Consider the following 25465-nt stretch of genomic DNA (forward strand, 5'->3'; position numbering starts at 1 on the left):
GAATGAGATTATCGGATACCCATATTCGAGAAGCGATTGAACAACAACGCATAATCATCGAACCTACACCTAAGCCAGATATGATTTCGGGCGTTACCGTGGATTTAAGACTGGGTAACAAGTTTAGAGTGTTTCAGGACCATGCCGCGCCTTACGTTGATCTCAGTGGTCCTAAAGATCAGATCAATGCCGCGATGGAATCCATCATGAGTGACGAAATTGTGTTAGAAGATGGCCAAGCGTTTTTCTTGCACCCTGGTGAGCTGGCGCTGGCAATGACGTATGAAAAAGTAACGCTACCAGCCGACCTTGTTGGTTGGTTAGATGGCCGCTCGTCGCTGGCTAGGCTAGGTTTAATGGTTCATGTTACTGCGCATCGTATTGATCCCGGCTGGTCTGGAAACATCGTATTAGAGTTCTATAACTCAGGTAAGTTGCCTTTGGCACTTAGGCCAAACATGAAAATAGGTGCGATGAGCTTTGAAACGATGACAAGTGCTGCGCAATTCCCTTATAACGAGCGTAAAGACGCCAAATATAAGGATCAAAATAGTGCGGTTGCTTCGCGTATTAGTGACGACAGTTAATTGAATAGGTAGGCGAGAGGATTTGTGTAGCAAATCTGACGCTGACCTTGGGAATAACAACGACTAGAAAACAAGTTGTTATTCCGAGTTTAGACAAGCCCCTCAGCTTATCTAAACGGCATGCCATCTTTACATTTTTGATTTCCCATCAAATAGCCATAACGATTTAAATTCAATAATATTTTTGCATTTGCTTTGATCCAAACCATACTTATTGTAATGCGTTTTTTATGTTGTCGGCGAAAGCGCCATGCACATGGTAGCAGTAGACAAAGTGAAATAGGTATTAGCGCGCGAATGACGTTGCTTCCTGGTTTGCAAAGAGAAGCTCATAGCCAATGTATTCGAGTTGGTGTTTTTCTTGAACGTTAACGCTTGGTTTTTTGCATAACGAATAGGCTGATAAATCACCGTCAAAGTGACTCAAGGAGAATGGGTATGTGGCTTAGCGCTGCTAGGTATGCCACACTGATGTTTACAATAATTGTGTGTTGCATCTTTGCGATGTTGGCTACTGCTGAAACGCAGCTGGCCGCAGAAACTATAGAAGCAAGACCTTTAATTTCAGTAGGCTATGGTGACTTTTCCGAGGCCCAATTTAGTGTATCGCAAGAAACGGTAATTATTCCAAAGGGCGTTGCGGTTTGGCTTCGAATCACAAACCTTGTACGCGATGAGGCGTCAGACCAAGTGCTAACAGTTGCACGTCCATCCATGGGTAGTGTTGAGTTTTTTACCACGGACCCTATTGGAAAACTAACTCAAATCCCCGAAAGTAACAATCATACATCGTTATCCCATTTTTCGCCCCATTTGGTGATTGATGCTAATAGCTATATTGAGCCGATCATTGTAAAGGTTCAATCACCCTATGTTTCCTTGTCTAGAGTGAGTATTGAACCTTATGAAGTTTATATAGAAGATACTAATGCTCATCTATTTTTAACCGGGTTGTTTCTAGGGGTAATGTTTTTATTGAGTATTTTTATGCTCAGTACCGGTATTATTTCGAAACGCGCAAGCCTGCTTTCGGTTGGTGGCTATTTGCTGTCATTAGCCTGCCTTTACGTCACCCATAAAGGACTCGCTGATATCTTTTTCAGCTACCAAAATAGCATTCATTTTTTACATTACAGTGGCAGCTTTGTGTGTTTTGCACTCGGCTTCAGCCTTTTGTTTTTTCATCATTTTCTTACTAAAAATAGGCTTGATAGAAAGATTAAGCTAACCATCAAGACGACTGCTTATATCTATTTACTCAGCGGTGTCGTTGTGGCGTTTGCGAAAGTGAATTTACCGTTTGCACTTCAGTCCATAATGGTTATTGGTGCAATTGTATTAAGTACGATGATTTTGGTCAGCCAAGATAAAGACAGTCGTAAAGAAGTCTATTTTTGCTGCGCAATTTGGTCTCCCATGGTGGCGGTATTAATTGGTTTTGCTGGAAGTCAATTAATCCAACCAAGTGAGCAAATATCAATCGTAAACCATGTGTTGATCAGCCTACATTTAATGTTCTTACTACTATTTGTGGTTTGGCATGATGCAGAAAAGCGGCGTATGTATATTCATTATGCTGAGTTTGATAAAGAGACGGCACTGCCCAATAAATTCGCCCTGTTTGGTTCGCTCGCTAAGCTTGAGGAGCAAAATAAAGCGCATACATTGTTGCTTTTTAAACCACTGATCCTGCCATCAATAAGACTGAGTTTTGGCTTAACCTTTGCAAATCAGCACATCAATAAGTTATTCAAAGAGGTCTCTGAGCAAATCAATACTTATGGTAGCGCTGCCGTTGCAAATAAAGGAAACACACCTATTTATCGCCTAGAAGACCAAGTGTTTGCCATCGTACTTGATGGTAAAATTGAAGTCAGTCAAGTTGAGCAATATGTATGTATTTTATCTGCTGTATTCGAAGAAGGGGTTGGCTATAAAGACACGCAGATTGTCGATAGTCTAGAGGTTGGGGTAGCGAATTATCCAATGCATGCAAAATCCACTGAGAAGCTTATCCAGCGCGCTCTGCAGGCTCTTAATACTAAGTCACACAATGGCCAACGTTGGCATCTATTTGATGTTGAAAGCTCTATTTCGACTGAGCGACAATTAAAGCTCACCTCGTTTCTGAAAAGTGCGATAGAGCATGAACAGTTCAGTTTATTCTTTCAGCCGCAGGTAGACCTCAGGACTGGCAGGGTATTTGGCTCGGAAGTGCTACTGCGCTGGCTTCACCCTGAACTTGGTTACATTCCACCTGATGAATTTATTCCGATTGCGGAGTCTTCAGGGCAAATTTATGAGATCACCGAATGGGTGATTGAGCATGCGCTTCATTATCAAGCTGAGATAACCAAGTTATTGCCTGAGCACGTTATTTCAATCAACGTATCTGGTCGTGACTTGAGTAGAAGAGAGTTGTCGGTACAGCTTATTACGCTTATCAATGAATTATCACTCGCACCTTCTCAAATAATGATAGAGATCACGGAATCTGTAACAATAGGAAAAGAAGCTGAACTTAAAGGGGTGTTAGATGATTATCGTTCAATCGGCGTAAAAGTGGCGATAGACGATTTTGGTACTGGATATTCGTCACTTGCATATTTGAGTAAACTTGGATTTGATGAACTTAAAATTGATAAAAGTTTTGTGATGGATATTGAGACATCTAAGAGCAATCAAACAATATGTAAAGCGACGTGTGATATGGCGCACAGTTTAGGCTCAAGGGTGGTGGCAGAAGGGGTTGAGGATATCAATAGCTACATTCGTTTGCAGGCCTATGGCTGCGACTTTGCACAGGGCTATTTTATTTCACGTCCGTTGCCGTTTACTGAATTTAAGAGTTGGCTTGGTAAAGTCACCTATGCTGGTGATATAAAATCTTTCCTAGTTCGCTGAAGTAGTGAAAAATGGGCTCAGCGCATCGTTTTCTATGTTCATGTTCTGGGTAAATCCCCAGTTTTTCTTGTTCTGAACCCTTAATTCCCGCGGCCAAAAATGAATTTGATATATCGCTGTGGTAGGCAATAATGGCCTCGAACATCCGAGCTGTTAGTTCCTCGGGTAGTGCGTAATAAATCTGTTTGTTCGCGCTATCAGCAATCTTAGCGGTATGAAAATACCGATTTGGTTTTTGATGTTGTTCATCTAAAAAGATAAGCGCAAAAAACGTTGCTAAAGCATTGTTCAGTGGGTGTAATACTGTTTCGGTAGAAAGTAACCAAGCTGATGATGCAAAAGGCTTTTTTGGCTGTGTTATTAAATGCTGGCAAATATAGTGATCAAATGCATGCCACCATTCGTGGGCAAGTGCGCCACCACCGGCATTTTTTGCTAGGGCGAGTGTTCTCGTATTTGCTGCGTAATGTGCTTGAACACCTTGTTGACCGCCTGTACCAAAAGCAAAATTAAGTGTTCCCCGAAGGCCAATGACCTGTGGCGGTACTTGTAATATTTGGGCAAGATCTGCGAGGGCATCATAAATTAAATTGGCGGATAAACGGGCTTCTTCGGGCGTAACCCAATGACCAATGGTCATGGTTTTAAAGCCAAAGGTCTGTTTGATTTCACTGAAATCAACTTGATCGCCGAATCGATAATCGGGTCCTCGGCGAGTGTATCCGCGCTGTAGTCTCGAGCTTGGCATTTTCTTCCTTTAATACCGAGCTTTAACATCTTCAGGCATTCGCTTCATCTGCTCTTTCACCATGCCTGCTTGAAGTTTGTAGAGATCCGAAGTTTCGCATTGATCTACAATCTCGAGAAATTGAGCTGCCGCTTCAAGTGTTGATAAACTGTATTCATGTTTAGATTTACGAATAGTATATTCACTTTCATTTATCGAATCGAACTGAAAACTGGGCAACTGGCTTAGCCACGGATTGAGGTTATAAAGCTTAGTGGCTTTCTTCCAAGTCCCGTCCAATAAGATGATGGCATCAGGCTTTTGAGCGTGATTGTGTTCTATAGTTAAGGTCTTAGCGTGGCTGTTTGGGTAGAGCAATGCAACATGGTTTACGTTGCAGAAGTTAATCAACTCTTCAAAGTCACTGGTATTTTCTCCAACATACAGCGCAAAACTGTCTAACTGCAGGGCGAGGAGCTTTGCGGTATTTTTGGCGACTTTTACTTCGCTCGGATGCTGCATGATAATAACTTGAGTCGCATTTGGTATCACGTTACCAATATAGGAGCATACGCAAGTTTTTGTGGGAAACTGACAGACTGGACAGGTATTACGTTTCATGTTCAACGAGGTGTTTCTTAATATAAGTCATATTTTATCATATCTTCCCCGCATTTACTTTGCACAAAAAACCAGATTTGGCTAGCATAAGTAATAGAATATTAAATTTAAGGAAAATTATGAGCATCGTAATAGATGAAGGTGCCCTAGAAAACATGCAAATGTTGCTGGGCGAGCAATTCGAAGATACGGTTCATTTTTGTTGTTCTGAATTCGAGCGGTTAGAATCGGAGTTGATGCTGAATTTGAATCAGGATCAAGAAGCTGCCATTCGTCATGCTCACAGTTTGAAATCTAACGCTGCTCAGTTTGGGGCCGCTAGTTTGAGCGATTTAGCAAAGACGATAGAGCATGCCCTTATTCAAGGGGAGCAGGATATTGTTGATGACTCTATTGAAGAGCTTGCAGCACAAGTTGCAGGTTCAAAAGCGAAACTACAGCAGTGGGTGAGTGCTCAATCTTAAATCCAGAATAAGCTAAAGAGCGGAAATGAGGTCGTTTATACGGCCTTTTTTATTTAAAATTGCGCTTATTTATCCCACCCTAGTCACTTCATTTTGTAAGTTGCTTTTTTGAAGCATAAAAAGTTATCACAAGCATAGAATTTAGACGGCATTGTGATATATGCTTGAGCAAAATGAGGGGGTTATAGATGCTACAAATAACAAAAAGTAATAAGCTCAACGGAGTGAGTTACGATATTCGTGGTCCAGTATTGGATCAAGCTAGAAAAATGGAAGACGAGGGCATGAAAGTCCTCAAATTAAATATTGGTAACCCGGCGGCGTTTGGTTTTGATATGCCAGAAGATATGCACCGAGACATCATAAAAAACTTATATTCTGCACAGGGGTATTGTGACTCAAAAGGATTGTATTCTGCCCGAGTCGCCGTGTATCAATATTATCAGCAAAAAAGCTTTCCCAATATTAGTGTCGATAACATCTTCATTGGCAATGGCGTTAGTGAATTGATCCAAATGACCGCGCAAGCCTTACTCAATGATGGTGATGAAGTTTTGATCCCCGCACCGGATTATCCGTTATGGACTGCCGCAGTTAAATTATCAGGCGGTAATCCAGTGCATTACCTTTGTGATGAAGAGCAAGACTGGTTTCCAGATATCGAAGATATCAAGCGTAAAATCACGAGTCGCACAAAGGCATTGGTGCTGATCAACCCAAATAATCCGACCGGTGCTGTATATGACAAAGCATTGCTCGAAGCATTAATTAACGTTGCCAGAGAACACAAGCTATTAATACTGAGTGATGAGATCTACGAAAAGATTTTATATGATGATGCAGAGCATTTTTCAATTGCGAGTCTTTGCGATGATATCCCAGTTATCACGTTTAACGGCTTAGCAAAAACCTATCGTGCAGCCGGGATCCGCATGGGCTGGATGGTGATCAGTGGTAAGCATTCAGTGATGCTGGATTTGATCACAGGCTTGGAAATGCTTGCGTCTATGCGATTATGCGCTAATGTTCCTGCACAGTTTGCCATTCAACAAGCGCTCGGAGGCATACAATCCATCGACCAACTCATTGAACCGGGTGGGCGTTTGTATGAGCAGCGTGATATTGCGTTTAAAGGTTTAAACGATATCGAAGGGATAAGCTGTGTAAAGCCAAAGGGCGCGCTTTATGCGTTTCCAAAAGTGGATGTAAAGCGGTTTAATATTAAGAATGATGAGCGCATGGTGCTGGACTTGCTCAAAGAAGAAAAAATTCTACTTGTCCACGGACGCGCTTTTAACTGGCCCAGTGCGGATCATTTTAGATTAGTGTTTTTACCACATAAAGATGATTTACAGCCTGCAATGGATAGAGTAAAGCGCTTTTTTGCGCATTATAGTCAGTAACATCTGTATTAAAAAATAAAAAAGCTCGGAAATTTCCGAGCTTTTTTGTGGGCTAGTAATTTGTTACTTAGTGAGTATTAGAATGTAGCTCCGGTGTCGATTGTTGGCTATCAGCCGAGTCTTTCCCTTTAAACCATTTGCGACCAACGCGTTTAACATCTTCAAGTGCCACATATTGACAAGGGATAAGTACAAGGGTGATCACCGTGGCAAACAACACACCAAATGCAAGCGATACTGCCATTGGAATAACAATTTTAGCTTGCAGGCTCGTTTCCATAATGATTGGTACAAGTCCGATAAAGGTGGTCAACGAAGTGAGCAAGATTGCTCTAAAGCGTTTACATCCCGCCTCGACGGCTGCGGCTTTTAAATCTATGCCTTCTTCGCGTGCTTTATTGACAAAATCAACCATAACCAAAGAGTCGTTCACCACAACCCCAGCCACGGCAATAATACCGAAGAAAGACAAACTACTCATTGTCATTCCTAATATCATATGACCGAATACCGCGCCAACCACACCAAATGGGATCACAGACATGATGATGACAGGCTGAGAATAAGAGCGTAGTGGAATTGCCAGTAGTGCGAAGATAATCATTAATGACAGGGCAAAGTCACGAATTTGCTCCGCAACACTGTCCATTTCTTCTTGTACGCGACCCGCTACTGCACTTTGAACGCCAGGATAGTTCTTTAATAGACTAGGAAGGTATTCGTCACGAACCTGTTTTGCTATCTCAAATGGTTGTGCGATTTCTGTATCAACTGATGCCCAAACATTAATCGTGCGTTTGGCGTTTTCGCGGCGAATTCGGTTCACACCATCAACCAATTTTACATCAGCCACTTCTACCAACGGCACTTCTGCACCTTGAGGCGTTAAGATACGCACATCCTGAATGTCACTAATGGCATCACGGTTTTCTTTAGGATAACGGATCATCACTTTGATCTCTTCACCATCACGTAAAATACGCTGTGCTTCAAGGCCGTAATAACTGAAGTTTACTTGGGATGCAACATCTGCCAACGTCAGTCCAAGGCTATACGCTAATGGTTTAAGCTCAAGCTGCACTTCATCGGTTGCTGATTGCATAGAGTCATTGATATCACCAACACCTTCAATAGTTGCTAGCTTGTCTTTTAGTTTCTGTGCGACTTCGCGGAGCTCTTCTTTGTGTTTACCTTCTAATCTAAAGCTAATATCTCCGTCATCACGACCACCATTCATGATGCTATCTTGAATGTTTAGCGATTTAACACCTGGTAGTGCAGGCATTGCATCACGCCAGCGGGCGCTGAGTGCAAAGGTATCGATTGGGCGCGCATCTGGTTCAACCAAGATCACCATAATATTTGCGCTAGTGCGGCCGTTCATATTCACCATGTAATCACGGATCATTTTCTTGCCATACTCAGCCTCAATTTCTTTGTCGACATTTAGTACCATTTGCTCGACTTTTTGAATTGACTCAAGCGTCGCGTTTTCTGACGAGGATAAGTTCATATCAATCGAGATACGTGGAAAATCATGTGGGATTTTTGGGTTAGCAACAAACTTCACTAAGCCACCAGCAAACATCCCTGCGCTGACAATTAAAATGGTTAAGAAGCCAACAATAACGGTATAGCGGTAGTGAATACAGCGCACAATAAATGGGCGGTACGTGTTTTCAATGAAAGATTGAAGGCCGCTATCCATTTTTTCCCTGAGGCGGTGGAACGGGTTTTTAGGGTTGCTTGGTTTGTCTTTCATCGCTGCTAAATGTGCAGGTAAAACCAGCTTAGATTCAACCAAAGAGAATAGTAAGCAAAGAATTATTACGCCACCAATTGCTTTAGAAAAAGCTGCCGTTGGGCCGGTTGCTAATGTTTGCGGCAAGAAAGCAGCAACAGTAGTAAGCACACCAAAAGTGGCAGGTATAGCAACACGTTTTACGCCACGAACGACATTATCGAGGCTATGACCATGTTTTTCTATTTCAGCATGGGCGGATTCACCGACGACTATCGCGTCATCAACGACAATCCCCAACACCAAAATAAAGGCAAACAGTGAGGCTAAGTTAATCGTTACGTCTAAATAGCCCATTGGCATCATTAAAAATGCACCTAAGAAGCTAACTGGCAACCCCATCATTACCCAAAATGCTAAACGCACACGTAAAAATAGGGCGAGCATCAACATAACTAATACGCCACCTAACGCCATATTTTCTAGCATCATGTTAAGGCGGCCATTAAGGTAATAGGTCAAGTCAATAAAAGGTTCAAGTTCTACGCCTTGTGGCAGTGAGCCTTTCTTGGCCTCAAGATAGTTCTTAATGATATCTGCAACTTTGGTGATGTCTTGGTCTTTTGATGCGCTAACTTCATAAACCAGTGAGTTCTTACCATTGTATTTAGAGTATTGAAGTCCTTCTTCAAAGCCATCGTTAATGGTGGCGACGTCGCCTAAGCTAACCTGTGCGCCGTCTGGTAGTGTTAGTAAGGGGAGTTTTCTAAACTCGTCACCGCGATAGGCTTGGTTTTCAACTCGCATTGAAATATAGCCATTTTCGGAGCGAATTTGGCCAGCAGACATGTTCGCTGAGAAGCTCTTTACCGCATCCGAAATTGCTCTAAAACTTAGGCCGTACTCGCGCATTTTATCAGGGCTTATCTCAATAGAGATTTCGTAGTTCAGACCACCATCAAAGCGTACAAGGTTAACGCCGGGTAACGACAGCATTTCTTCATGAATGCGATTACCAAGCTCTTTAAGATCATGGGGACTTAAGTCGCCATTGAGTGACAACCACATTACTTCTTGGTTTTCTTTTTCGTGACGTACAATAGGACGCTCCATCCCGGATGGGAAAGTTGAGACGGAGTCTACTTGCATTTTTATTTCGTCGAGTACTTCTTTAGTGTTGTACTGCTCGTCTACTTCTATCCAAGTTTGCGAATTACCACGGTTAGAGTAGGTGATCAAGCGCTTGATCCCTTCTAGACCCTCCATGGACTCCTCAATCTTAATCGTGATCCCTTCCTCGACTTCTTGAGGTGCCGCGCCCGGATACACTGCTTGAACACTTATCCAGTTACTTATATATTGCGGAAACATTTGCTTGCGGATCGAAAACGCTGTAAGCAAGCCGCCAACAATAATAAATATCATCAATAAGTTTGCTGCAACGGGGTTACGCGCAAACCAAGCAATTAAGCCTTTTTCTGTACTTTGACTATGCATAAACCTTACTCCTCTTTGAGCGCTAACTGGGTGTTAGCGCTTTGCGAAGGAGTGTCATCTGTACGTAGTTGCATCCCTTCAGAAGGATAGTCCAGTGCTGAAGTAATGATCTGTTGGCCTGACTCAACGCCGTTATCAATGACGACCATGCCATTGTACTCTCTAATAATATTGACCTTTTTGTAGCTCAGCTTGGCATCGTCATCCAATGTCGCAACGCGACCTTCTTTCACTAAGTGATGAGGAATCATAGTGGCATTTTGCACTAACAAACCTTGAATATCAGCATTGATATAAGCGCCAAAACGTAGTGGTTTCATGTCGTTGTGATAAGGCTGCTCGACTTGAGCAACGAGGTAGGTCATGCGACTTTTGTTATCGATAACGCCTTCACTGCGCACTATTTCGCCTTTCCAACTCATCGGTTGACCAGCGACTTCTGCTGTGATCACGACATCGGTGCCAACACCTTGTTGCGGTAAATATTTCAATTCATTATCGGCAACAGGGAGGCGTACTTCCGCAACAGATGTCGCATTGAGTTTACCAAAGCCATTACCGGGATTGACTACACTACCAAGGCTTACGGTGCGAGATTCTATAATCGCATCGTAAGGCGCTTTGATATAAGTACGCTCTAAATTTCGGTTCGCTCTTTTCACTGCAGCCTGCGCAGCTTTAAAGCTTGCTAACTTTTCAGCGAGCTGAGGTTTTCTCAAATAGAGTTCAGAAGGTATTTTTTCGTTAGCATTTGCTTTAATTCTTTGCCATTCTGCTTTTGCTACTTGCACCTGAGCTTGTTCTATTTCTAGCGCTGAGCTGGCTTGTGCTAAAGCCGCTTCGGCTTCAATCAGCGACGCTTCATAGTCATTCGGGTCGATGCGAGCAAGTACGTCACCTTCTTTGACAAAGCCACCTTTGACAAACTTGTCAGACAATGAAATGACTTGACCACTGACCTGAGCAACAAGATCAGTACTGTATTTTGGCATCACGATACCGTATGACGATACGTTAAGCCTAACTTGGTCAATATGAATAGGTTGAACCTGTACGAGAGGATGTACTATTTCTTCTTTCTTCTCTTCTGGAGGTTGTTTCATTGCAGACATGGCAACAGCCGCTGCAATTCCCACCGCAAGAACGGCAATTGGTAGAATTATTTGTTTTTTACTAGCCACGTTAAAATCCTTCCTGTTGAATGATTTTTAATGACCCAGATTAACGGCTCTAGATCATCGATAAGCTTAAGAATGCGCGAATAGTTATGTCGAGGTGTTTAAATCCAGACTGAATATGTAACAAAGCTTTGCGTACCTAAATTTATCGTTACATTCTTAAAAGCGATTGATGCTTTTACGTGTAGTCGATTTTTCGATAAAATGCACCACTTATTGTCAAAATTGCGAGAAACAGAATGGATTGTAGGCTTGGTTGTGGCGCTTGTTGTATAGCACCAAGTATTTCAACACCCATTCCCGGTATGCCAAATGGTAAACCTGCGGGGGAGCGGTGTATTCAACTAGATGAAAATAATCTGTGTAAACTGTTTAACCAGCCAGAGCGCCCACAGGTGTGTTTGCAATTTAAGGCCATGGAAGATGTGTGCGGTGACAGTAATGAAGCAGCGATGCAGATCATCACAGAACTCGAAATGTTGACCTAACTAGCCTCTGGTTAACTGATAAAAAAACGCCCAGAAACTTACCTGCTAAGTTCTGGGCCTAGGGAAAGGCTCAAGATTGAGCCGTGCGCTAACTAAAAACACCTTCTAAGACTGTAGGGAGAAGTAGAAAGTACTGTTAAGTTTAGTTAACCTTTCATTCTTTTTACAAATAAATGAATGATTTATTAAGTTTATATAAAACAAAGAGTTGTTCTTTATATTCATAATTGGTCTTAAAAATATCAAAAGGGTATATTCAGGTTATACCCAAGTTATCAACAGGCCGTCTTTAATTAAATCCCGAGGCAAACTGTTTTTAACTTTATTCTTTTGCCATTTTCCTAACCCGATGGCACTGCCACATAGCGTGAGGATCACCTCTCCCGTTAGTTTGGTAACTTCATCTAGGCGTATATCTTTGCCATTAAAGTAATCTTTTGCTTGCTCTTTTGTTAGTGCTAAAGTGTTTTTAGACGCTAAGTGACCGAAAGTAGTGGCAAACTCATGCTCTAATCTTACCCCGTTTTTATGGGTAGTACCGATTAAAATCCCTATGCGAGAATATTTGATCTTATCTTGGATTACTTCAAAGTTGTCAGGAAATAACCACACCTCTTTATCGCGCTGCATCAACTTACCGTCAAGTTGGGTAATACCAAACTGTTTTTTTAGTACGGATAACAATAGTTGAGTGGTTTTCTTGTCTAGTTCCTCAAAAGGGAAAGCGCCTTTTTTCTGCTTTGGATTTTTAACGGCAACAGAGTGTAACTTCTTAAATCGAGCAATGAAAAACCCTTCGCTATCATATAGCTGAGGCCACACATGCAAGTATCCTTCGGACGTTGTTGCTTTTTCAGCACCCTCAAATAAGGTCGACAGGTTTTCGACTGCTACTGCTTGAGGATAATTATCAATGAGGTGTTGGCATACTTGCTGATTTTCCAATGGTGTTAATGTGCAAGTTGAATACACTAAGGTACCACCTGGCTTTAAGGCTTGAAATGCGCTGTCTATCAGTTGCTTCTGCACTTGTGCAATTTCAACATTAGACTCTATTGACCAGTTTTTAAGGGCATTTGGGTCCTTTCTAACTGTGCCTTCTCCAGAACATGGTGCATCAAGCAAGATGTTATCAAAACATTCATGCATATAATCGCCAAAGATACAGCCGTCAAAATGAGATAATGCAACATTTCGTATGCCCATACGTTTCATATTTGCTGCAAGCGCTTTGAGTCGAGATGAAGATAGCTCATTAGCGATTAGTACGCCACGTCCATCCATATAAGCTGCGAGTTGCGAAGTTTTCGACCCTGGTGCTGACGCCATATCCAAATTAATATCACCGCTGCTGATAGTCGATTTCAATGCTGTTGGCGGCAACATGGAACTTGCTTCTTGGACATAGATGCAGCCACTTAAATGGATATCTGTGTTGCCGATAGCAAGATTAGCTTCTTCTTGTTCACTTCTTGCTATCCAAAACCCTTCTTCACACCAAGGGATCGGTTCTGCCTGCCAATCACTTTTTTCGCAGTAGGCTAAGAATTCCGTGATAGACATTTTTAGGGTATTGACTCTGACTGCTCGGCGTAAAGGAGACTGGCACTTATCTATAAAGTCTTCGATGCTAAGGTGGTCTGGTAAGTAGGTTTTTATGTCGTCTAGAAACGCGCTGGGAATATAAGTTGATTTGTCCACGCAGTTACTCAAGTTATAAGCTTTCTCTCATTCTACACTTTCATGAGTGAAAAATGCATGTTTGTTGTGACTATGGTGATTATTAAGTAAAACTCATGGCTGACAGTAAAAGGCTATGGTTATATAATCTTCGCGAAATATCGCGAGGATTGCTATGTCTATTATCAAACACTTTTTGGCGGACCCTAAATTATTATTGAATGCGGTTGGAGAGGGGATCTATGGTTTTGATCTTTCTGGTAACGCTGTTTTTGTAAACCCGGCCGCAGAGCGTATGACTGGGTGGCAAAGTGATGAGCTTTTGGGGAAAAAAATACATCAGTACCATCATCATAGTCATGCAGATGGGAGTGAGTATCCTGCTGATGAATGTAACATCTACAAAACAATGTTTGATGGTAAAACACGACAGGTAACCAATGAGGTGTTCTGGCGGAAAGATGGGAGCTGTTTTCCTGTGGAATATACCTCTACGCCAATTTTCAAAGATCAGCAAATTATCGGTGCAGTCGCGATATTTCGCGATGTGTCGCAACAGCACAAAACTGAAAATGCCCTAAGAGAGGCGCTGAATAAAGTTCAAGTACTTACTGAGCAACTTAAAGATGAAAATGCCTACCTGCTAGAAACATTAAATGAAAATTGGCAAGACTCGGGTTTGGTGGGCAGTAGCGCAATATTTCAGGCCATGTTAGCGCAGCTAGAGCTGGTTAGCCAGACCGACAGTACGGTATTGGTTTTAGGGGAAAATGGCACGGGTAAAGAGCTTGTTGCCAGAAATCTGCACCGCCTTAGTGAGCGTTCATCGCAATCTTTCGTTAAAGTAAATTGCGCTGCTTTTTCATCAACTTTGATCGAATCTGAATTGTTTGGACATGAAAAAGGTGCATTTACTGGAGCGAATGAAAGACGTAAAGGACGTTTTGAGTTGGCGGATAAAGGAACCATATTTTTAGATGAAATTGGCGAGCTACCGCTAGAAGCGCAAAGCAAGTTATTACGTGTATTACAAGAGCGAGAGTTTGAACGTGTAGGGGGAAGTAAGTCGATCCAAGTAGATATACGGATAGTCGCGGCGACCAACAGAGATTTATGGAAAATGGTCGAGGAGGGAGGGTTTAGAATGGATTTATATTATCGTTTAAACGTTTTTCCTATTCGAGTGCCTGCACTACGAGAGCGTATAGAGGATATACCCGTATTGGCCAACAACCTCATCGTGCAGCTCAACAAAAAGCTGGGTAAGCAACTACGCGGGATCTCAAAAAAGGCTATCCATGCGCTACAGCGTTATGATTGGCCTGGCAATATTCGAGAACTCCAAAACGTGTTGGAGCGCGAAGCGATATTATCTAAAGGTCGTTTAATTGATTTATCTCAAGCACTTAACGCTACTAAGCAGCATAAATCTGAAAACGGTGAACTGACTTTAGCGCAGGCAGAAGCTGAACACATATTAAGAGTGCTAGAAATAAGTAACTGGAAGATCGCTGGCAGCAACGGGGCGGCTGATAAGTTAGGACTACCCGAAAGTACGCTAAGGTCGAAAATGAAAAAACTAAAAATTGCTAAGCTTTCGTGATATTTCGCGCCTATTCGTGATATTTCGCGATGTTGAAAATATAATAAAAATAAATACGATAAAAATCAAAATGTTATAAACTTTCAGATTGGTCTGAAAGTTGCAATATCAAACTCGTGTATTACCAATGTAGCAAATAACATGAAGTTTGATATCAAAGAAGAAGACATGATCATTAAGCCCTATAAACAAGAAGGGCCTATTTACGTCAGAGAGCAAAAAGGTTTTTTCCAAAAAATAAGAAGAAACCTTGGCTGGTTTTTAATGTTAACTTTCGTTCTCATTCCTTGGATCCCGTACAACGAGCAGCAGGCCATCTTGCTTGATTTTGGTAAGCAGCAATTTAGGATATTTGGTGCCACCTTTCTCCCTCAAGACTTTATGATTCTAGCCTGGATTTTTATGGTGGGTGCCTTTGCTTTATTCTTTGTCACAACTTGGCTGGGTCGCGTGTGGTGTGGTTATACTTGCCCACAAACAATTTGGATGCTTATGTTCACTTGGGTTGAGCACCGAGTGGAGGGGACTCGCAACCAACGAATAAAGTTGGACAAATCAAACTGGGATAGCAAAAAAGTCGCTAAGAAAACGGCTAAACACGCTATTTGGTTGATAATTTCGGTGTTTACTGCCACTTCATTTATGGCCTATTTTATACCTGCAAAAGAGTTGTATCTAGACATGTTTACGCTTGAGTGGACTGGCCTGACTTCCTTCTGGGTATTTTTATTCGCACTTTGTACCTATGGAAACGCGGGCTTTCTGCGAGAAAAAATGTGTACTGTGGCTTGTCCATATTCTCGTTTCCAATCGGTCATGTTTGACAAAGATACATTGGTTGTCACCTATGATAGTGAGCGCGGTGAAAATAGAGGTCGTCGCAAACGCAAAGAAGACCCAAAACAGCTGGGGCTCGGCGACTGTGTAGACTGTAATTTATGTGTTGAAGTTTGCCCCGCTGGTATTGATATTCGTAATGGCCTGCAATACGAATGTATTAACTGTGGTTTATGTATCGATGCGTGTAACGAAACGATGAATAAATTCGGCTATCAGCCAGATTTGATTAAGTATCAAAGTGAGCATCAACAAGCAGGCAAAAAGTCGAATCCATTTAGGTTAAAAATAGTAGGCTATGGTGCTATTACTGTATTGATAGTAGTCACAATGGTGATTTGGGCATTCAATCGTACACCAATAGAAGCCTCTGTTATTCGCGACCGTAATGCGCTTTATCGTGTTAATTATGAGGGGTTAGTCGAGAACCCATACACCTTAAGTGTAATAAACAAAACACAGCATGATTTAACTTACACCGTGAGCTTAAAGGGACTGCCAGATGCGAAACTTACAGCTCCAATCACAACGCATATCGCTGGCGGCGACATGGCGTTAATCCCAGTAACAGTGACCGCTGATGGCTATGAGCTTAAAGGTAAGCGCACTCCAATCCAATTCACTATAGAGTCGCAACAAGATGCCAATATTAGCATCACGAAGGACAGCTACTTCTATAAAAATTAGTTTACACTCCCCCCGACTCAAGGCGCTTGTATTATGAAGCGCCTTTTTTGTGTGCATATATGCACAATCTGACGCTAAATTTATGGCTTTCTCTCTGAACTTTTAGCGTATAAGCTTACTCTTATTGAGAATGAGTTTTATTAGCTGAATATTATGTTTAAAAATACATCACAACACTATGGTTTGTTAGCCATCATCTTTCACTGGGTTAGCGCGCTTGCGGTATTTGGCATGTTTGGTCTCGGGTTGTACATGGTTGAACTCAGTTATTACGATCCTTTCTATCGTGATGGCTTACATATTCACAAAAGCATAGGAATAATGCTAGCAGCTTTGATAGTACTTAGACTGATTTGGAAGGTTACCAACCCTAGCGTGAAACCCGAAAGCGAAGCCACTCCCATGGACAAATTGCAAAACACAATAGCACATGTCGTTCACGTCGTTTTGTATTTAGGTTTGTTTGGGCTGTTTGTCACAGGTTACTTAATTTCTACCTCAGATGGTAGAGCAATAGAGGTGTTCAACTGGTTTTCTGTTCCAGGTATTGGGGAGCTGTTTGATGAACAAAGTGATATTGCAGGCACTGTGCATTTATATATTGCTTGGGGGCTCATTGGATTAGTGGCGCTGCACATTGTGGGAGCGCTAAAACACCACTTTATTAATAAAGATCGTACCTTAGTTCGAATGCTCAAGGTACCAAACGCTACAAAAGTTGAGGATTAAAACATGAAAAAAACAATCATTGCATTAAGCATGGCAGCTATGACCTTATCGGCCGGAGTAAATGCTGCGGATTATGTAATTGATACAAAGGGTGCACATGCCTTTGTAAACTTTAAAATTAAACATTTAGGATACAGCTGGTTGCATGGCCGATTTAATAGCTTTGAAGGCGACTTTAGCTATGATGCAAAAAATCCAAATGCATCGAAAATCAATGTAGTGATCGATACTGATTCTATTGACTCGAATCATGCAGAGCGTGATAAACATTTGCGCGGTAATGATTTTTTAAACGTAAAAGCAAACCCAAAGGCGACTTTTAAGAGTAACTCGATTACTTTTAGCGATGATACAAATGCGAAGGTGAAAGGAAGCTTTACACTCAATGGGGTAACAAAGCATATCGAGTTTGATATTCAAAAAGTGGGCGAAGGTAAAGATCCTTGGGGTGGATACCGAGTTGGCTTTGAAGGCGAAACCCAGTTAAAACTTGCTGATTATGACATTGATTATGATCTAGGTCCGGCATCAACGCACGTTACCATCGGTTTGCACTTGGAAGGTATTCGTAAGTAATCTCTACTAGCACCACGTGTTTCTACATACGTGGTGCTGCGCTTTATATTCTAGGAGGGGTCCACTTTTCAAACGCAATATCAGTTTTAGAAAGTTAGTTTTTAAAAATACTAGCTAGCTGTGGTTGAAATTGCTCTGGTAACCAACGAGCCATAGCTAATCTGAACTGCTCGTTTTTGTGGGCTTGCTTTAACGCTTCGCTAATTACTGCTATCTGTTCCTTACCAATCGCATTGTTATTACAGCCTGCATATCCAGCAGTTATCTGCGAGGCGATACTCAATCTGACTTGTGTCAATTCATCTTGCTTATCAACATGCAATTTGTGGTAGTGGTGTTCGCTTGGGTATCCGAGTATCACGTCGACTCTTTTTTTGAGTAGCATGATAGTCAAACTCTCTAACGTATCTCTTCCTGGTCTTATAAGCACTTGCTTGGTAGGCAAACTCGCCAATAACGCATCAATTTCATGACCAAACGAACGATTTGCCGCCACACCTACGGTTAGCCCATGCTCAGTTACGAGCTTTTCCAAATCAATTGCGCTGTTGCTAATGCCAAGCGACTGTGCGACATCTTTCCTTAGTGCGGCAGAGGTTGACAATCCAATGGTAGAATACTCATCACTAAAAGCGATATGTCTTTGCCGCTCGGGTGTTTTATAGAGGGAGATCATACAATATTGGTTGTTGAAATTAGAGAGCTCATGTATCGCCCTCGATGCGGGGAACACTTTATAATTGAAGGTGTATTCGGGCATCTGTTGTTGGATGAGTTTTATCAATAACTCGTCCCGTCCTTGCCCCTCCAAATCGTCAGAAAGGATATAATAAGGCGCGAAGTCTATAGCAATCCAAGTGATTTGTTTTGCAAATACAAAACTGGATTGAAAGGCAATGAAGAGGAGTAAGATGATTTTGATCAAATTGGGTCACTCTTGCTGAACTTACAATAAGCTTAGCATTGATTGCGATATTGATGATTAAATTAATGTTTATTTAATTTGTATTTAATGTTTACAGAGGTTGGCGGTATGCTAGCTTTAAAAGAGGTTTTAGTTTTGGGTAAAAGTGTGCTAATTAAAGCTCAGTCAAGCGATTGAATATAGAGTTTGATTGCAGCGCGTTAACCCAAATATAAGTAGATAAGGCCGCATGGCAAGGAAAGTCATACAAGCCAATAACTATAAATTATTAATAAGGAAAACCGATGGCTATATTAATCGTTACCGATATTTTCGGTTATACGGATCATATTGATCGTTTTGCTAAATCGCTTGGAAGTGACGTGCAGGTGCTTTCACCATTTATAGAAGAACCAAACAGTGTCTCTGAGTCGGATTGTTATGATTTGTTTTTGGCGCAATGTGGTCATCGTTTATATGCTGACAAAGTATCAGCAGCGATTTCTGAATACAAACCAAAACTTATTATTGGCTTTAGTGCAGGCGGAGCTGCTGCGTGGGTTGCATTGTCTGAACAAGGTGCCTCTCACTCTGTTGAGCAGCTTATTGCATTTTATCCTAGCCAAATACGTAACCATCTGAATATTAAGCCTAGTTGCGATGTGTCTATCTTCTTTGCTCAAGTTGAATCTCATTTTGACGTTGAGCCCGTTATAGAACAGTTAAAAGATAAAAAAGGGCTGGATTGTGTCCGGACGCGATATTTACACGGTTTTATGAACATGCTTTCGGGTAACTATGATGAGTACGCATACTCGCATTATCAGTATTTTTGCCAGCGAGAGGCACGTAACTATATCGAGGTTGTGCAACGAGAGGCGGAGTTTTCATAACGACATACGCAAAAGCGGCTTGAGCGAACTACACTGAACACTAACTTATCATACTTTAAGGAGTGAGAGATGTATCCCGAGTTGCCTGATTATCAACATTTTTATAGTAATCCGATCGCCAAACCTCCATGTAGAATGCTAAATGCGCAAATGTATGGCTTCTTTGTCAAAGGAAATAAATCAACAGTCCAAGCCTATGTTGATAAAACGCTTAATTCGGTTTCTAATAGTGAATTTGTATTCAGGGCCTTAACGGATTGGTGCTTATTGACCTTTACGGATATTGAAAATATCGCATCAAAAGTGCCGCCATTTAGTAACTATGGATATATGCAAGAAACCGATGTCATCGTCTGGTTGCCAATTCTGCAAGTCAATCTCGAAACGTTAAAAGCAGAGCATCTGTATTGGTATCCTGCGTTTATCTCTGTCAACAACATTAACGCACTGATAAATGGTCGAGAAATATGGGGCTACAACAAATATTTATGTCGCTACGAAATGCCTGAAAGCTTTGGCGATCCACTGAACTTTTCCCTCTCTCTGGAGACCTTTAAGGAATTTGATCCCAACGTGAAAATGGCATGGCATGAATTGTTATCCATTGAACCTGAGGATGACGGGGAGTCATGGCTAAAAGAAGTGTTGGAAGTGGGTGAAGAAATTGCTGAGCTTTTCAAAGATTCAGTGTCTGATTTAGATGTCGATAGCCAATTTCTTAAGCAGTTCTTATCGGGTTTTACCCACCCGCAAATGGATCAAATACTATTTAAGCAGTTCCCAGATGGCCATGCCGAGAAGTCTGTATATTCGGCAGTGGTGCATTCCCCTTCTGAGGTGAAGAAAATCCACAAAATTGGTTTTATCAAAGATGACTTAAGCCTGAATCTACAACGAATGGATGCGTTTCCACTCGATAAAATGTTTGGCATTCCATTAGGCAAAAGCGAGGTCAAACTACCTTACTTTGTGAAAATGGACTTCGATCAGGCTGGAGTCGAAGAAATTGTTTCCAGTGCTCAGAGTATGGCTAACCTCCATCGTTAGTGTATTTGTGGCATAAAAAACACGATTTTTACTAAAGCGATATTTGCATGTTTAGTTGTCTTCCTATGTGGCTTTAGGTGTTGCTCGTCAACACGTTTGAAAAAGGAAGGCTTATGAGTAAACAAAAAGTAGCAATACTTGGCGGCGGCGTTTCGGCGATGACAGCTGCGGTATACATGACTGAACAAGAAGATTGGCAAGAGCGCTACGATATTACCGTTTATCAGCAAGGTTGGCGTTTGGGGGGCAAAGGGGCGAGTGGTCGTAATGCTGAATACGGCGAGCGTATAGAGGAGCATGGTCTTCACGTTTGGTTTGGTGCCTATGTCAATTCTTTTAGGGCAATTGAGACAGTTTATAATAAGCTTGAGCGCTCAAGTGATATCCCCATTCACACTTGGCAACAAGCACTAAAACCGCATAGTTTGGTGGTGTTGCAAGAATATATCGACCAGCAATGGCAAACTTGGTCAGTAGATTTCCCTGAGATCCCAGGTAATCCAGCAAATGGCACTCTCGATTTACATTTTTGGCAGATTTTAAAATTACTTGCGGCTTGGCTACACAAGTGGGTTGATGATTTGGAGTGTGAAGTTGAGAAAACGCACAAATCCACACAACTCAAAACTAAAAAAGAAAGAGATAAAGCGCTGCTTGCTCACTTGGGACAGGAAGTTAAAAGCTTTTTTGATAGCGTAGAAGATAAAGCCAAGACCTTATTTGATGACGCAGAAAACCATGTTCAAGAGGTTGTATCCACACCAAAGCTGTTAATAACGCAACTCAGTAATTTTTTGACGGTGCGTGAAGCTGATCATCGTTTAGAGAATAAGAAAGATCACTTAGTTGTTTGGTATATGGTTCGAAAAATTAGGCGTTGGTTGCAGTCTGAAGTAAACGACTTAATTGATGACAACCCTATCATTAGACGTCTGTATATATGTATAGATTTAGGTGTTGCGATGACCATAGGCATGCTCCGTGATAAAGTCTATTCACGAGGTTTTGGCTATCTTGATCGGTACGATTTTAAACAGTGGCTCAAGCGCAATGGCGCAAATGAATCGCTGTCTGTCGAGTCTGCGCCTGTCCGCGGCTTTTATGACCTCGTTTTTGGCTATGAGGACGGTGATTTTAAAAAGCCGAATGTCGAAGCGGGAGTTGCGGCTTTGGCTATGCTTCGGATTATGCTGTGTTATCGCGGCGGTGTGATGTGGAAAATGCAAGCGGGGATGGGAGATATTATTTTCTCTCCTATCTATGAGCTGCTCAAACATCGAGGCGTTAAGTTTGCGTTTTTTCATCAGGTCGAGTCGCTACACTGTGCACAGAATGATGATGGTCATTATGTTGATAGTATTAAATTAATTCAGCAGGTTAAACTAAAAGAGACGCAATGTTACGAGCCTCTGGAATTAGTGAAAGACTTGCCATGTTGGCCAAGCTTTCCACTGTGGCAACAAATTGACCCGCAGCAAGTGGCACTACTTAAAGAACATGAGATTAATCTAGAGTCTTACTGGTCTAATTGGGAGGTGGTTTACCAACAAGCATTTGGACAGAGGTTACCGAGAAAAACACTGAATAAAGGTACTGATTTCGATTTAGTGATTTTTGGGATCTCAGTGGCAGGTCTTGAGCCACTTTGTCAGCAATTATTGGCTAAAGATAACAGCTTAAAGTTGCAAGCCGAAAAGGTCAAAACTGTTGCGACTCAAGCATTACAGTTGTGGCTCACTAAAACTGACAGTGAACTGGGTTTTCACGACCCTTCTGGCAGTAATGAGCCACCTATATTAAGCGCATTTTCTCAACCCTTTGACACTTGGGCTGCGATGTCTAATTTACTTGAGTTTGAAGATTGGCCAAATACACAGCCCAAGAACATTGCCTACTTTTGTAGTGCTTTTACCTGCGCAGATTATCCACCTCCGAGCGATCATGAGTTTCCTGAACGCATGAAAGCTCAGGTAAAAGAAAACGCATTGCAAAAACTTAGATTACAGATGCAGCCACTGTGGCCAGAGGTTTATCATGGTAACGACTTCGATTGGAACGTATTGTTTGATGTTGATAATAATGAAGGAGAAGTTAGGTTCAACACTCAGTATTGGAGGGTGAATGTCGACCCCAGTGAGCGTTATGTGTTAAGTGTTGTTGATAGCAGTCAATTTCGACTGCCTACGGACGGTAGCGTCTTCAATAACCTTTACATTACCGGAGATTGGATTAAAACTGGTGTCAACGCAGGTTGTGTTGAAGCTGCTGTGATGGCTGGCATGCAAACGAGTAGAGCTATCACTGGGTATCCTCAAAGCATTAGTGGAGAATCAGGGTTTGAGCCCTTTAACCGTTGAGTAGTTAGTCATACTGACTGAGTAGTTCAACTACATTTCAAGCCTTGCAATTTGCAGGGCTTAAATCCCACTTTGGTATAATTTGTATGCGTTATGAACGATAACTTGAACCTTAAAAAGGTAATCGGGTTCATTTGTTTGGGGGTCTTTTTAATTCAGCTATACTGATAGTGCAATTGCATGATATAGCTCGGGATTCAAACTATGCCACATCCAAATGTGCTGTTAAATACGATAACACTAACATTACTCTCAGTAGTTTCGATGGAAACGTCAGCACAAGTCGAAGAAGAAATCGAAGTCATTGAGGTATACGCTCAAAAAAGAAAGCAATCTATCAATGATGTTGCTATCGCTGTTAAACCCATATCCGGACAAGTCATCACTGACGCGGCACTGAAAGATACGACCGAACTGGGTAGTTTAGTTGCGAATGTAAAAATCAGTCAAAATGCAGCTGAGGGCACGCCTCCAGCGGTCAGCATTCGAGGTGTCGGACTTGTCGATTACAATACGGCCAACACTTCTCCGGTTGGGGTGTATTTAGATGGTATATCTGTTGGGTCTGCGAATAATCAAATCATTAACTTGTTTGATGTTGAGCAAGTAGAAGTATTGAAAGGTCCACAAGGTACACTTTTTGGTAGAAATACCACTGGGGGGGCAATTTTAGTGCGCACGGCGCGCCCAACAGATGGTAATTTTGCTTCTGTCAGCGTGGGGGTCGGATCGGATTCTTTAACAAGAGCACGTACGATGCTCAACTATAGCCTAGATCAAAATAGCGCGGTGCGACTTGCCGCGAGCCACAATAACTATGAGTACACAACGTATAACCTCCAGCCTGACGCTCCTGAGGCGTATATGGAACAAAATGATGTTCGACTAAGTTATTTTGGCGAGTTTGATAAGTTCAGTGTTTTTGTGAAATTAGATTATGGTCATTGGAATGGACTGGTTCAGCCGGTCGGGAATATCGGATTATTCTCAAACCCTTTGGATGGTTCATTATGTTCTCCAGCACAAGCGGGTACTAGCAACTGCGTTGATGCGCTTGGCTTTAATATAGGCAGTGACGATTTTTGGGCTGTGCGGGTCAATAATTATCAAAAACATCACAGTATAAGCAAAGGCGTTACAACAGAGGTCGCGTATGCATTGGATGATCGGTCTCAACTTATTTATCTAGGAGCTTTCAATCGCTTAGATAGGATACATGGATTTAATTGTGATGGAAGTCCATTTTCATTATGTGAAGGTGAGTTAGGGCTTAAAAATGAAAAGCTGGTGAATGAGCTTAGGTTTGAGCAAAGTATGGAAACCGGCTTTCTAACGCTAGGCTTATTTCAACTAGAAGAGCGTATTTACCAAGATAATTTCAATGATTTATTACGTGATTTTAGAGGAACCCCTAATGGGGCAAGTGCAGCAACCTTTTTCTATGACAATGATATCAAAGTAAAATCAATGGCTTTGTTTGGTCAATATGAATATGAAATCAGTGAACATACTGATGTACTTGTAGGAGTAAGGTACAGCGATGAAAAGGTGAATTATGACTCTTTCTCTTACCTAAATGTACCGTTTGGAGATAACCTCGCTGGCATTTTAGTCCCTGCCTACGACATTGAGGGAAAAGAATCCGATAGTAATTTGTCTGGAAAAGTGTCAGTTATCCATAAAGTTAAACCGGATAAAAGCGTTTATTATAGTTTATCTAATGGTGTAAAAAGCGGCGGCTATAACGGTGGCTTCCTTATTTCGAAGGATGCCGCGATACAGGCAAGTTATGGCCCCGAAGAATTAATCGCTCATGAAATAGGAGCAAAGCTGTTATTTAATGAGCTTAAACTTCGTACAAATTTGGCCGCTTTTTACTATGATTATAAAGACCAACAGGTATTTATGAATCAGGCTTCAGAAGTACCTGGAGCACCGCCTTATCAGTTACTTGAAAACGTAGGTAAGTCAAAAATCTATGGTGCTGAGATAGAAAACACTTGGTATCTATCGGAGCAAACTCAGATAAGCTTGGATATAGGGTATATACCTGAAGCTAACTTTGAGGAATTTATTGATCCAGTTGGTGTTGTATTGACCGACAACCGCTTACCGTTTACATCCGAATGGAATATCTCTGGACAAATAAATTATGCATTTAATTGGGATGAAGTTAGTATAAAAAGTAGAATAGCATTTGATTATCAAAGCGAATATTACTTTGACCAAAACGAATCTCTCTATGCTAAGCAGCCCAGTTATATGCTTTGGAATGCCAATCTACAGGTGGAGTATAGAGACTGGCAGTTAGGTATTTGGGGTAAAAATCTTTTAGATAAAGAGTATAGCCATCTTAAGTTTGACCTAAGTAGCTTTTTGGGAATATTGGAAGACTTTAAAGGTGAGGGAAGAAGGATAGGCATGGATGTAACATATCGCTTTTGATTTTGTTTGAGCACTATATAGAGATAAGTCACCTGACTTGGGGGTAGAAAACTTGCAGATAAAATACCGAACCACAGGTAACTTTACTAGGGTAACT

General features: G+C 41.6%; 19 protein-coding genes. 13 read left to right on the forward strand and 6 right to left on the reverse strand.

Annotation, left to right across the window (positions count from 1 at the left end; all coding sequences use genetic code 11):
• Positions 1-2 precede the first annotated feature (2 nt).
• Positions 3-587 (forward strand): dCTP deaminase, encoded by a 585-nt coding sequence (gene dcd / locus PPIS_RS04225; protein WP_010371648.1) that lies wholly within the window; start codon positions 3-5, stop codon positions 585-587.
• Between the two features lie 438 nt (positions 588-1025).
• Entirely contained in the window at positions 1026-3491 is a 2466-nt protein-coding gene (locus PPIS_RS04230; protein WP_010371645.1) for an EAL domain-containing protein, read from the forward strand.
• Here the strand turns inward: PPIS_RS04230 and PPIS_RS04235 are convergent.
• Positions 3451-4239, reverse strand: coding sequence for a CLCA_X family protein (locus PPIS_RS04235; protein WP_010371643.1), 789 nt, complete (start codon positions 4237-4239; stop codon positions 3451-3453). The genes PPIS_RS04230 and PPIS_RS04235 overlap by 41 nt on opposite strands.
• A gap of 9 nt (positions 4240-4248) precedes the next feature.
• The gene (locus PPIS_RS04240) at positions 4249-4839 is read right to left on the reverse strand and encodes a tRNA-uridine aminocarboxypropyltransferase (RefSeq protein WP_019647361.1); all 591 of its coding nucleotides are present in this window, start codon (positions 4837-4839) and stop codon (positions 4249-4251) included.
• Positions 4840-4958: 119 nt separating this feature from the next.
• Between PPIS_RS04240 and PPIS_RS04245 the strand changes: the two genes are divergently transcribed.
• Positions 4959-5303 (forward strand): Hpt domain-containing protein, encoded by a 345-nt coding sequence (locus PPIS_RS04245; RefSeq protein ID WP_010371637.1) that lies wholly within the window; start codon positions 4959-4961, stop codon positions 5301-5303.
• Between the two features lie 188 nt (positions 5304-5491).
• A complete protein-coding gene (locus tag PPIS_RS04250; protein ID WP_010371634.1) occupies positions 5492-6706 on the forward strand; it encodes a pyridoxal phosphate-dependent aminotransferase in 1215 nt (404 codons plus the stop codon).
• 67 nt (positions 6707-6773) lie between these two features.
• Here PPIS_RS04250 and PPIS_RS04255 read toward each other — a convergent pair whose 3' ends face one another.
• Both PPIS_RS04255 and PPIS_RS04260 read right to left on the reverse strand, forming a co-directional pair.
• Positions 6774-9944, reverse strand: coding sequence for an efflux RND transporter permease subunit (locus PPIS_RS04255; protein ID WP_010371632.1), 3171 nt, complete (start codon positions 9942-9944; stop codon positions 6774-6776).
• Positions 9945-9949: 5 nt separating this feature from the next.
• Positions 9950-11125, reverse strand: a complete 1176-nt coding sequence (locus PPIS_RS04260; protein WP_010371629.1) for an efflux RND transporter periplasmic adaptor subunit — start codon at positions 11123-11125, stop codon at positions 9950-9952.
• Between the two features lie 236 nt (positions 11126-11361).
• Between PPIS_RS04260 and PPIS_RS04265 the strand changes: the two genes are divergently transcribed.
• The gene (locus tag PPIS_RS04265) at positions 11362-11610 is read left to right on the forward strand and encodes a YkgJ family cysteine cluster protein (protein WP_010371625.1); all 249 of its coding nucleotides are present in this window, start codon (positions 11362-11364) and stop codon (positions 11608-11610) included.
• Between the two features lie 261 nt (positions 11611-11871).
• Here the strand turns inward: PPIS_RS04265 and rsmF are convergent, their stop codons facing one another.
• The gene (gene rsmF, locus PPIS_RS04270) at positions 11872-13311 is read right to left on the reverse strand and encodes a 16S rRNA (cytosine(1407)-C(5))-methyltransferase RsmF (RefSeq protein WP_019647359.1); all 1440 of its coding nucleotides are present in this window, start codon (positions 13309-13311) and stop codon (positions 11872-11874) included.
• Positions 13312-13465: 154 nt separating this feature from the next.
• Between rsmF and PPIS_RS04275 the strand changes: the two genes are divergently transcribed.
• The 4 genes from PPIS_RS04275 (at position 13466) to PPIS_RS04290 (ending at position 17722) form a co-directional block, all read left to right on the forward strand.
• A complete protein-coding gene (locus tag PPIS_RS04275) occupies positions 13466-14893 on the forward strand; it encodes a sigma-54 interaction domain-containing protein (protein ID WP_010371618.1) in 1428 nt (475 codons plus the stop codon).
• A gap of 141 nt (positions 14894-15034) precedes the next feature.
• The gene (ccoG, locus tag PPIS_RS04280) at positions 15035-16417 is read left to right on the forward strand and encodes a cytochrome c oxidase accessory protein CcoG (RefSeq protein WP_010371615.1); all 1383 of its coding nucleotides are present in this window, start codon (positions 15035-15037) and stop codon (positions 16415-16417) included.
• Between the two features lie 153 nt (positions 16418-16570).
• Positions 16571-17146 (forward strand): cytochrome b, encoded by a 576-nt coding sequence (locus PPIS_RS04285; protein ID WP_010371613.1) that lies wholly within the window; start codon positions 16571-16573, stop codon positions 17144-17146.
• 3 nt (positions 17147-17149) lie between these two features.
• Positions 17150-17722 (forward strand): YceI family protein, encoded by a 573-nt coding sequence (locus tag PPIS_RS04290; RefSeq protein WP_010371610.1) that lies wholly within the window; start codon positions 17150-17152, stop codon positions 17720-17722.
• A 94-nt stretch (positions 17723-17816) separates the two neighbouring features.
• Here the strand turns inward: PPIS_RS04290 and PPIS_RS04295 are convergent, their stop codons facing one another.
• Positions 17817-18647 (reverse strand): TIGR02285 family protein, encoded by an 831-nt coding sequence (locus PPIS_RS04295; protein WP_010371607.1) that lies wholly within the window; start codon positions 18645-18647, stop codon positions 17817-17819.
• 284 nt (positions 18648-18931) lie between these two features.
• Here PPIS_RS04295 and PPIS_RS04300 point away from each other — a divergent pair, with 284 nt between their 5' ends.
• From PPIS_RS04300 to PPIS_RS04315, 4 genes are all read left to right on the forward strand, one after another.
• Positions 18932-19519, forward strand: a complete 588-nt coding sequence (locus PPIS_RS04300) for a dienelactone hydrolase family protein (protein ID WP_010371605.1) — start codon at positions 18932-18934, stop codon at positions 19517-19519.
• Between the two features lie 69 nt (positions 19520-19588).
• Positions 19589-20566 carry an acetoacetate decarboxylase gene (locus tag PPIS_RS04305; RefSeq protein WP_026345566.1) on the forward strand — a complete coding sequence of 326 codons (978 nt, stop codon included), beginning with the start codon at positions 19589-19591 and terminating at the stop codon, positions 20564-20566.
• A gap of 113 nt (positions 20567-20679) precedes the next feature.
• A complete protein-coding gene (locus PPIS_RS04310; RefSeq protein WP_026345565.1) occupies positions 20680-22923 on the forward strand; it encodes an NAD(P)-binding protein in 2244 nt (747 codons plus the stop codon).
• Positions 22924-23127: 204 nt separating this feature from the next.
• On the forward strand, positions 23128-25368 hold the full coding sequence (locus PPIS_RS04315) for a TonB-dependent receptor (RefSeq protein WP_010371603.1): 2241 nt from the start codon (positions 23128-23130) through the stop codon (positions 25366-25368).
• The last annotated feature ends 97 nt before the right edge of the window (positions 25369-25465 follow it).

The sequence above is a fragment of the Pseudoalteromonas piscicida genome, assembly GCF_000238315.3.
In the GTDB taxonomy this organism is placed as follows: domain Bacteria; phylum Pseudomonadota; class Gammaproteobacteria; order Enterobacterales; family Alteromonadaceae; genus Pseudoalteromonas; species Pseudoalteromonas piscicida.

What these genes read in the sequence shown, in the direction of transcription:
- dcd (WP_010371648.1), top strand. Translation starts at nt 3, where the DNA reads ATGAGATTATCGGATACCCATATTCGAGAAGCGATTGAACAACAACGC.
- PPIS_RS04230 (WP_010371645.1), top strand. Translation starts at nt 1,026, where the DNA reads ATGTGGCTTAGCGCTGCTAGGTATGCCACACTGATGTTTACAATAATT.
- PPIS_RS04235 (WP_010371643.1), bottom strand. Translation starts at nt 4,239, where the DNA reads ATGCCAAGCTCGAGACTACAGCGCGGATACACTCGCCGAGGACCCGAT.
- PPIS_RS04240 (WP_019647361.1), bottom strand. Translation starts at nt 4,839, where the DNA reads ATGAAACGTAATACCTGTCCAGTCTGTCAGTTTCCCACAAAAACTTGC.
- PPIS_RS04245 (WP_010371637.1), top strand. Translation starts at nt 4,959, where the DNA reads ATGAGCATCGTAATAGATGAAGGTGCCCTAGAAAACATGCAAATGTTG.
- PPIS_RS04250 (WP_010371634.1), top strand. Translation starts at nt 5,492, where the DNA reads ATGCTACAAATAACAAAAAGTAATAAGCTCAACGGAGTGAGTTACGAT.
- PPIS_RS04255 (WP_010371632.1), bottom strand. Translation starts at nt 9,944, where the DNA reads ATGCATAGTCAAAGTACAGAAAAAGGCTTAATTGCTTGGTTTGCGCGT.
- PPIS_RS04265 (WP_010371625.1), top strand. Translation starts at nt 11,362, where the DNA reads ATGGATTGTAGGCTTGGTTGTGGCGCTTGTTGTATAGCACCAAGTATT.
- PPIS_RS04275 (WP_010371618.1), top strand. Translation starts at nt 13,466, where the DNA reads ATGTCTATTATCAAACACTTTTTGGCGGACCCTAAATTATTATTGAAT.
- ccoG (WP_010371615.1), top strand. Translation starts at nt 15,035, where the DNA reads ATGAAGTTTGATATCAAAGAAGAAGACATGATCATTAAGCCCTATAAA.
- PPIS_RS04285 (WP_010371613.1), top strand. Translation starts at nt 16,571, where the DNA reads ATGTTTAAAAATACATCACAACACTATGGTTTGTTAGCCATCATCTTT.
- PPIS_RS04290 (WP_010371610.1), top strand. Translation starts at nt 17,150, where the DNA reads ATGAAAAAAACAATCATTGCATTAAGCATGGCAGCTATGACCTTATCG.
- PPIS_RS04300 (WP_010371605.1), top strand. Translation starts at nt 18,932, where the DNA reads ATGGCTATATTAATCGTTACCGATATTTTCGGTTATACGGATCATATT.
- PPIS_RS04305 (WP_026345566.1), top strand. Translation starts at nt 19,589, where the DNA reads ATGTATCCCGAGTTGCCTGATTATCAACATTTTTATAGTAATCCGATC.
- PPIS_RS04310 (WP_026345565.1), top strand. Translation starts at nt 20,680, where the DNA reads ATGAGTAAACAAAAAGTAGCAATACTTGGCGGCGGCGTTTCGGCGATG.
- PPIS_RS04315 (WP_010371603.1), top strand. Translation starts at nt 23,128, where the DNA reads ATGCCACATCCAAATGTGCTGTTAAATACGATAACACTAACATTACTC.